Origin of the sequence: Microbispora sp. NPDC046933, assembly GCF_040644635.1 — a bacterium.
Taxonomy (GTDB): domain Bacteria; phylum Actinomycetota; class Actinomycetes; order Streptosporangiales; family Streptosporangiaceae; genus Microbispora.
The window spans coordinates 1-1,069 of sequence record NZ_JBEYWW010000135.1 but is presented as its reverse complement, the minus strand read 5'-3'; the positions used below and the strand labels follow the sequence as shown (position 1 = coordinate 1,069).

Here is a 1,069-nt window from a genome sequence, read left to right as displayed (position 1 = left end):
CACGTTCGCGCCGTAGACCTCGGCCAGGTGGGCGGAGATCTCACCGTGTGTCAGGCCCCGGGCGGACAGTGACAGCACCATCTCGTCGACGCCGGTCAGCCGCCGCTGGCGCTTGCGCACGATCTGCGGCTCGAAGCTGCCCTCCCGATCGCGGGGCACGTCGATCTCGACCGGCCCTACGTCGGTGACCACGGTCTTCGAGCGGGTGCCGTTGCGGGAGTTCCCCGAGCCGGCGCCGGCCGGGTCGTGCTTCTCGTAGCCGAGGTGGTCGGTGATCTCGCCCTCCAGGGCGGCCTCCAGGACGCGTTTGGTGAGCTGCTGCAGGAGCCCGCCCTCGCCGGTCAGTTTGACGCCTCCGGCGCGGGCCCGGTCGACCAACTGCCCGATCAACTGCTCGTCCAGTACGTCCGGCGCGAGCTCGACCGGCCGGACTTCCTCAACCGCCTCCGCGGAGACGATCACGTCGCTCATCAGGTGTTCTCTCTTGATCGGGAGTTACACCGAAGACCGTACAGACCCACTGCTGAAGGCGGGAATCGAGCCGAGCATGGGAAGCGTGGGGGACTCGTTCGACAACGCCCTCGCCGAGAACTTCTGGAGCGTGCTGAAGACCGAGTGCGTGCGTCGCACGACCTTCGAGACCCGCACTGACGCCGACCTGGCCCTGTTCGCCTACATCGACGGCTGGTACAACACCCGCCGCATCCAGAAGCGCCTGGGCTGGCTCAGCCCCGACGAGTACGAGGCGAAGTTCTACGCCGACCAGGCGACGGCCGAACCGGTGACCGTCGAACCACCCACACCCGTCCTGACCAGGTAATCAACGCCTCCCGTGCAGCGGGGGAAGCTCAGACGATGCCGGCGATGGTGATGGCCAGTGGACTGGCATCGGGTCGGCCGGCGATCTTGGCCGCCTGGTCCGCCGCCTGGTTCGGCGTCTGGCCGTTCTGGAACACCAGCCGACCGAGCTCGCCGAGTTCCTCGACATCCTGCTCGGTCAGGCCGGCCATCGCCTGGAGCCGGAGCAGGTGGTAGCGGAATCTGTGGTTGTTCACGTCCTCGACGAAGA

General features: G+C 67.5%; 3 protein-coding genes. 1 reads left to right on the top strand and 2 read right to left on the bottom strand.

The window, feature by feature from the left end:
• Positions 1-471, bottom strand: a 471-nt coding sequence (locus ABZ857_RS44375) for a transposase (protein ID WP_357057008.1), incomplete at its 3' end; no start/stop codon positions are given.
• A 13-nt stretch (positions 472-484) separates the two neighbouring features.
• On the opposite strand from ABZ857_RS44375, the gene ABZ857_RS44370 reads away from it, so the two are divergent.
• Positions 485-820: an IS3 family transposase gene (locus ABZ857_RS44370; RefSeq protein ID WP_272868918.1), complete on the top strand. Its 336-nt coding sequence runs from the start codon at positions 485-487 to the stop codon at positions 818-820.
• Between the two features lie 28 nt (positions 821-848).
• Here ABZ857_RS44370 and ABZ857_RS44365 read toward each other — a convergent pair.
• The coding region (locus ABZ857_RS44365; RefSeq protein ID WP_357057004.1) for a hypothetical protein at positions 849-1,069 on the bottom strand (221 nt) is incomplete at its 5' end.